Source organism: Caballeronia sp. SEWSISQ10-4 2, from assembly GCF_030464885.1.
Classification (GTDB): Bacteria; Pseudomonadota; Gammaproteobacteria; order Burkholderiales; family Burkholderiaceae; genus Caballeronia.
The window spans coordinates 57,172-63,640 of record NZ_JALPRJ010000051.1; the positions used below are offsets into that span (position 1 = coordinate 57,172).

Here is a 6,469-nt window from a genome sequence, read left to right on the forward strand (position 1 = left end):
AAACGCCATGCTGACCTCTCAACGAAAGAAAGCGATCCTCGAAACATTGGCGCGCGACGGGCAAGTGCTCGCCAAGCAACTCAGCGAGACATTCGGGGTATCGGAAGACACCGTGCGGCGCGACCTGCGCGAGCTGGCCAGCGAGGGCTTGCTGCAGCGCGTTCACGGCGGAGCGCTGCCCGCTTCAATGGCCGTCGCGCCGTTCGCCGAGAGGCGAGGCTTGGAGTCGTCCGCCAAACGCGCAATCGCCGCAGCGGCGGCAGCGATGATCGAAACGGGGCAAGTCGTCATAGTCGACGGCGGCACGACATCCGCTGAGCTCATCCGCCAGATCCCGCGCGATTTATCGGCGACTGTAGTGACGCATAGCCCGAGCGTTGCCGTCGGGCTGGTCGATCATCCATCGATCGAGGTGATTGTCATTGGCGGCCGGCTTTTCAAGCACTCGATCGTGACGGTCGGCGCCGCTGCCGTGGAAGCGATGTCGCATATCCAGGCCGATATCTATTTCATGGGCGTGACCGGCGTGCATCCGACGGCAGGCTTGAGCACCGGGAATTTCGAAGAGGCTTTCGTGAAGCGAGCCCTTGCGGCTCGCGCGGCGGAAACAGTGGTCCTGGCATCATCCGACAAGATCAACGCCGCGTCGCAGTATGTGATCGGCGAAGTTACGCTGGCTCAGACGATCATCGTTGAACGGGCGACCGAGCTTGCGCTGACCAAGCCGCTAGAGGACGCCGGCATTACGATAGTCCGCGCTTAGCACGGGACAAAACGCGAAAGCGATAAAGAGGCGGCATTCCATTCAAGCGAACAGCCCGCTCGCGATCATGGCGTCCAGGCAGGTTTGCGGACCGCCTACGACAATGCGGGCGCTGCACGCCAGCATGAGGTTCACGTTCAAGCCGAAATCCTCGACCGCAAAGCCCTTTGCACAATAGGCAGCGGATCCGTCCGTTCTTACCGATACACGTTCGATGAGCGGTCGATCGTCATCGACGTAAGCCCAAATCGGCTTGCCGAGCGCGGCGGCAAAACCCACTTCGAACGCGGTGCCGCTGTCCGGCTCGCCGGCTCCGCGAAAGTCGTTCAGGTTGGCCATGACGACGTCGGCGGAACGAATCGCGTCCATGTTCGCGCGGCATATCCACTGCGCTTTGACGCGCGGTTCGAGTTCGTCGGGAACCTCTTTATCGAGTGGATACAGACCGATCATTCCGCGGACCTGACAGAGCGCTTTCAGATGCTGGCCGTGACTTGGCGCGTCGCTGCGGAAAACGTCGAAGCCTGCAAGATAGACACGCGGCGTTGCCGCTGCACGTTCGATGGGAAGCGGGGCGGGCGCAAAGTGCCCTTCACGCACTTTGCGTCGAACCCGGTTCAACTGCTTATGAACCGACGCCACCAGTTTCCCGGTGCGCGTCGCGATTTCTTCGACGCTCAAGCCCTGGTCGACGAGTTCGATTAAGGTCAGTTGCTTCTTTGTTGGGCCGCGCATTGCTTTCCTCAAATACCGCTTCCGGCAGACATTCCCCCATAGGGGCGTAAGTAGAATAGCGAACGCAGGTCAAGTCAAGACGCCCGTTGCACACGCCTGAAGCCTACGGTGCGACAGCACCGGGAAACCCGGCCATTTCGACGCAATCCGCATCCGGCTGACGCCGCTTTAGCGGGATGGCGTGGCCTTGGTCCTGGCATCGAGCGGTTTTCCCGGCGCCCAAGCGAAGTATAAAGATTATCGAATTACCGCCGGTAAGCTTTGATATTGGCCCAAGCGCGCGATAGCGACGACTATCTAAGCAGGCATAGAATACCGACTTGTCCGCCAGCGCTCCCGGAGAAGCGCCAACTCCGCGACCAGCAGACCAAGAGGCGTGGCCGTAGTCGTATCTTCAACAAGCCCGATTGAGTCCATGGCAGGCAAAAATTGCGGCGCCAAGGTAGCCACGCCGCTGAGCATAAATCAGACAATCCATGGATACGAAAATAGCGCCGTTTAGCTTGCCCCGCTGGCGATTTACGACCTGGTTATGTTATTCCGGGCCAGCTGTACCCGACGACATTCGCGTTGCGCTGATCGGGAGTCTATTTGGCACGCTGCCTATTTTCGCTGGCGGCGTGCTCAATACCATCGCTGTTTCGCTTGTGATCGCCCTTCGCGAACCCACTGCGGCGTTTATCGCCTGGGTGGTGATTGAGGTCGTCCTGTGCGGCACGCGCCTGATTTTATTGGTGGCGGCGCATCGGGCGGCCAGGCGTGGACAGCCGACTTTCACCGACGTCTACCTGCTGCTCGGCGTCCTTTGGGGCGCAAGCGTGGGTTACGGTGCATTTATCAGCATCCTGAGCACGGACTGGATAGCCGCAACGCTTTCCTGCTTGTCGGCTGCCGCGATGGTGGGTGGTATTTGCTTCAGAAATTTCGGTGCGCCCCGGCTGGTGGCGATCATGATTTTGTTGTCCTTGGGTCCTTGCTGTATTGCAGCGGCAATGTCCAAGGAGCTCATTCTGAGCATCACGCTTATTCAAATTCCGTTTTATCTCGTCGCAATGAGCATTGCCGCATTTCGCCTGAACGGGCTGCTCGTTTCGACCATGAAAGCGGAACGGGAGAACGACCATCGCGCGCGCCATGACGCGCTGACCAGCTTGCCGAATCGGGCAGGGTTGATCCACGCGTCGCAAACCCGGTACAAAACAGCGTCGGAAAGCGCCGTAAAAACCGCAGTCCTTTACATTGACCTGGACGGCTTCAAACCGGTCAACGACCAGCACGGACACGAGGCCGGGGACCTCTTGCTTGTGATGATCGGCGGCCGTCTCAACGCATTGAAGGGTGCGGAGGACATGGTGTTTCGAATTGGCGGTGACGAATTTGTCGTCACGGTCAGCGCGCTCAATCGTGAGGACGCGGCTGCATTCGCGGATCGCCTGATCAGCGAAATGTCGGCACCGTTTGCATTGACGGCCCATGTCTCGGTCAATGTGGGCGCGAGTATCGGCGTGGCATTGATTCCCGACCACGGCGCCGATGTGCTGACGGCGCTCAATGCCGCCGACAAAGCGCTGAACGTTGCCAAGGCAATGGGCAAATCGCGCTGGAGCCTCGCGTCCTAGCGTTGGTTACCAAACCTTTGCTCCGGAACTGGGTTCAGCGCTGAGCCGCCGAGCGCCCGCCTTCCTGCGCGGCTCGCTGTCGATCGAATCGTTGTATTGCTTCAGCACGGGGATGTTCGAGGTAAGTTACTTAATACTTAGGCATCCTTGATTCAGAATCTATTGTCATGGCTGTGGTCGATTCGCGTGCCGCACCCTGGATTTATATCCGGGCGCCATCTATAACACCGTTCATCGTGCTGGCTAAAAGCATTGCGCTCAAGGTTTGACACGGCCGTAAAGCGCCGTGCCCGTTCTTATGATGATTCTCCCTGCGTCATGACTGCATGAAGCAGGGGAAAACCCCGGTCGTCCAAGCCAAACCGCCTTAACGGATCGGCACTTCTTTGTGAGCACTGCCGCCACGCTAAAGCATGCAAGGCTGACCGTCTCATGTGGGACGCCGTGTCGAGGGTATGCGTGGGTCCCGCTCATGATGGTGCTGGCTGGTGCAAGCGGTCCGGCCACGAGCATCGCCCTTCGCGACAACTTGATTCGTCCGAGGGGTCGTCCCGCGCCACCCTTTCACTCCAAGGAGGAATTCATGGATACACCCATGGCTGTTGTGAAGCGTGCCTATCAGGCGTTCGGCCGTAACGACATCGAGGGTGTCCTCGAGTGCATCGCCCCGACGGTCGACTGGCGGATCGTAGGCCCGGCTTCGTTACCTTTCCCAACGCAATGCCATACCCGGCAGGAGGTCGGGCGTTTCTTCAAAGAGCTGGCAGAGGATGGCGATATCACGGTGTTCGAACCACGAGAGTTCATCGACGCGAACGAGCATATTGTCGTTCTGGGATTTTTCCGGGTGACGCTTGCTAAAACCGGTAAGCCGTTCGAGTCAGAGTGGGTTCACGTCTGCACGGTCAAGAACGGCTTGTTGACGCGCTGGATCGAGTTCTTTGACACAGCGGCGCGCGTGAATGCCTAGGTATATGCTTGATCGACGTTCGGGCGCGGCACACGGGAGCGTGAGGCCGCGCCGCTAGTTACCGAATCAAGTGCGTGGCTGCCCTGTCTATCTTTACTCCATCTGACTTGCGTTCGTCCTCTTTGGCCGGCTTCGACCCGGCGTTCAGCCAGGTCACATCCACATGCAACAGTTCCGACAAGCGACGGCAGTCGGCGGTTCGCGGTAGCGTAATGCCGGCTCGCCACAGCGCGACATCACCCTCGGTCACACCCAATGATTTCGCCACGCGGCTGGACGAAAGCCCGGAGCGTTTGATTGTCATGTCAAGTCTTGCGGCGAATGCCCGGCCTAGCCGTTGGCTATCGCAGCTGTCGCTTACATGGTGGTCGGAAAGGGAAGGTGCGTTCATGGGTGGCGCGGGACCTGATAGACGGTTTCGGTGCTCGAACGGGGCACTGTACGTGACCAAAGAGTCGCGTTAATGACATTACATACCCCTCACAAGAGGCAATGTGTCTGCGAGCGTACATAAGACAAAAGGGCGTAAAGGACGATCGCCGCCGTGGCACTCTTTTCATGACGTTTTGATGGCAAGCGCACATTGAGCCGGGTATTCGACAGGTGTGCAGTTTCGGCGGCACTTCTTATCGGACCGTTTGTCGAACCGGCCGGCGACGGGCGAAACGGGCGCGTCGCTTCGCATGGGCAGCGGTTGCTGCCGGCTTCAATACGAGGAGGATGCATGGCAGTGAATTATGGGGTGCTCAAGGGCACCGTGACCGGTCATCTTCGCAACGCCGATGACGACCACTATCAGATCCTGGTCCACGCCGGAACGACGGTCTTTCGAATTGCATCGAACGTGAAATCGTCGGCGCCGCACGCGCCTTCAACGGTCTTGTTCGAAGAGCGGGACACGCTGCCCGACACATTGACGAGTGGCCTCGCCGCGCTGACGCCAGGGTTTACCAAGCTGCCGTCTACGCCCGGCGGTCTCTCAATTGACTATGTACGCGGCGGCCTCGTGGATACCAAAGCGATGACACCCGTTCCCGCTGATGCAATCGGCACGACCAACGACCTGAAAGACAAACTCGAAAGCGCAGTCGTCGCGGCGATGTCCATGGAAGGATCGATCATCTACGCATTTGGATCGAGATGGGGTCCTGAAGAAAACAAGCCGGATCAGTATTTCAAGTTTGTCCCCGGCAATGGCGTACACGACATCCACATGAACCAGGGCAACAGCGGCCAGTACGAGAAGGATAACGGTGCGTATCAGGACGGGGCGCTCATAATCGCGTATGCGGACAACACGTGGCGTGCATTTTTCTTCGCGTTCCAGTCGCAGACCTTCGATACAGACGACCAGGGCAATCCGATCGCGTGAAGTTGAATGCTGAGGGCAACTGTTTCTTGTTCGTGGAGCCATGACAGCACCATGGCTCCATGAACGCCAGTTGCCCGTTAAACCTTCTTCAAATAGCAGGCTTTCAGCATAAAGTTTCCAGCGTCCATTTTGCAGTCGACTTCGTGGTCGCCGCCAACCAGCCGAATGCTCTTCACCTTGGACCCGACCTTCAGCGTGATCGACGAGCCTTTCACTTTCAGGTCCTTGATCAGCACCACGGAGTCGCCGTTCGCCAGCACGTTGCCGTTGGCGTCTTTCACCACGGCGTTCGTGTCGTCATCGGCTGATGCGGCTTCCGTCATCGACCACTCATGACCGCAGTCTGCGCAGATAATGCGGTCGGCGTCCGCGTAGGTATTTTCCATCGCGCATAGCGGGCAGGCGGGGAGTGTGGACATGATTCCTTCCAATAGTGATGAATTCGACGCGGTGCGAACGCGCTCCGGCGGCCGGGATTATAAGCGGCTCGCGGGCCGCGTCGTTTAAACCGCGCGTTTGGCTTGCTCGACGAACGCCGGACTCACATCGGCAATCCCCTGGCACCCCAACAAGCGCATCGAAATCAGCATTTCGTCCATCATCAGCGCGAGCACTTCACTGGCCCCGGCTCCGCCGCGCGATGCGACGCCATACAGCGGTGCTCGCCCAAGCAACACGCCTCGCGCGCCTAACGCAACTGCCTTCAACGCATCGCTTCCTCGCCGCACGCCGCCATCGATAAAAATCTCCATCTGTCCGCGTACTGCATCGACAATCCCCGGCAACACCTCCAGCGGGGCAAACGTGCTCCCCAACTGCCGCCCGCCATGATTCGATACAACAATTCCATCGGCGCCGTGCGTGATGGCCAGCAATGCATCGTCGATGCCCATAACCCCTTTGACGATCACCTTGCCGCTCCAGTGCCGTCGCACCCATTCCAGATCGGTCCAGCCTAGCCCGAACTTTTACCCGTCAATTAGCCGGAACGCACGTTAGCACTGGGTTTC

General features: G+C 58.9%; 7 protein-coding genes and 1 pseudogene. 4 read left to right on the top strand and 4 right to left on the bottom strand.

The features are described from left to right. Nucleotides 1–7 precede the first annotated feature (7 nt). Nucleotides 8–763 carry a DeoR/GlpR family DNA-binding transcription regulator gene (locus M0D69_RS29175; protein ID WP_301785330.1) on the top strand — a complete coding sequence of 252 codons (756 nt, stop codon included), beginning with the start codon at nt 8–10 and terminating at the stop codon, nt 761–763. A gap of 42 nt (nt 764–805) precedes the next feature. Here the strand turns inward: M0D69_RS29175 and M0D69_RS29180 are convergent, their stop codons facing one another. Further along, the gene (locus M0D69_RS29180) at nt 806–1,498 is read right to left on the bottom strand and encodes a nucleoside 2-deoxyribosyltransferase (RefSeq protein WP_367619773.1); all 693 of its coding nucleotides are present in this window, start codon (nt 1,496–1,498) and stop codon (nt 806–808) included. 476 nt (nt 1,499–1,974) lie between these two features. Between M0D69_RS29180 and M0D69_RS29185 the strand changes: the two genes are divergently transcribed. Beyond that, nucleotides 1,975–3,117, top strand: coding sequence for a GGDEF domain-containing protein (locus M0D69_RS29185; RefSeq protein WP_301785331.1), 1,143 nt, complete (start codon nt 1,975–1,977; stop codon nt 3,115–3,117). Nucleotides 3,118–3,700: 583 nt separating this feature from the next. After that, on the top strand, nt 3,701–4,087 hold the full coding sequence (locus tag M0D69_RS29190; protein ID WP_301785332.1) for a nuclear transport factor 2 family protein: 387 nt from the start codon (nt 3,701–3,703) through the stop codon (nt 4,085–4,087). Nucleotides 4,088–4,145: 58 nt separating this feature from the next. Here M0D69_RS29190 and M0D69_RS29195 read toward each other — a convergent pair whose 3' ends face one another. Next, entirely contained in the window at nt 4,146–4,478 is a 333-nt protein-coding gene (locus tag M0D69_RS29195; protein ID WP_301785333.1) for an XRE family transcriptional regulator, read from the bottom strand. A 333-nt stretch (nt 4,479–4,811) separates the two neighbouring features. Here M0D69_RS29195 and M0D69_RS29200 point away from each other — a divergent pair, with 333 nt between their 5' ends. Further along, a complete protein-coding gene (locus tag M0D69_RS29200) occupies nt 4,812–5,459 on the top strand; it encodes a YukJ family protein (RefSeq protein ID WP_301785334.1) in 648 nt (215 codons plus the stop codon). 77 nt (nt 5,460–5,536) lie between these two features. On the opposite strand, the gene M0D69_RS29205 is transcribed toward M0D69_RS29200, so the two are convergent. Both M0D69_RS29205 and M0D69_RS29210 read right to left on the bottom strand, forming a co-directional pair. After that, nucleotides 5,537–5,878, bottom strand: a complete 342-nt coding sequence (locus M0D69_RS29205; protein WP_047848732.1) for a zinc ribbon domain-containing protein YjdM — start codon at nt 5,876–5,878, stop codon at nt 5,537–5,539. Between the two features lie 84 nt (nt 5,879–5,962). Beyond that, nucleotides 5,963–6,406 (bottom strand): annotated as a pseudogene (locus tag M0D69_RS29210) (alpha-hydroxy acid oxidase); the annotation flags it as partial. Nucleotides 6,407–6,469 lie beyond the last annotated feature (63 nt).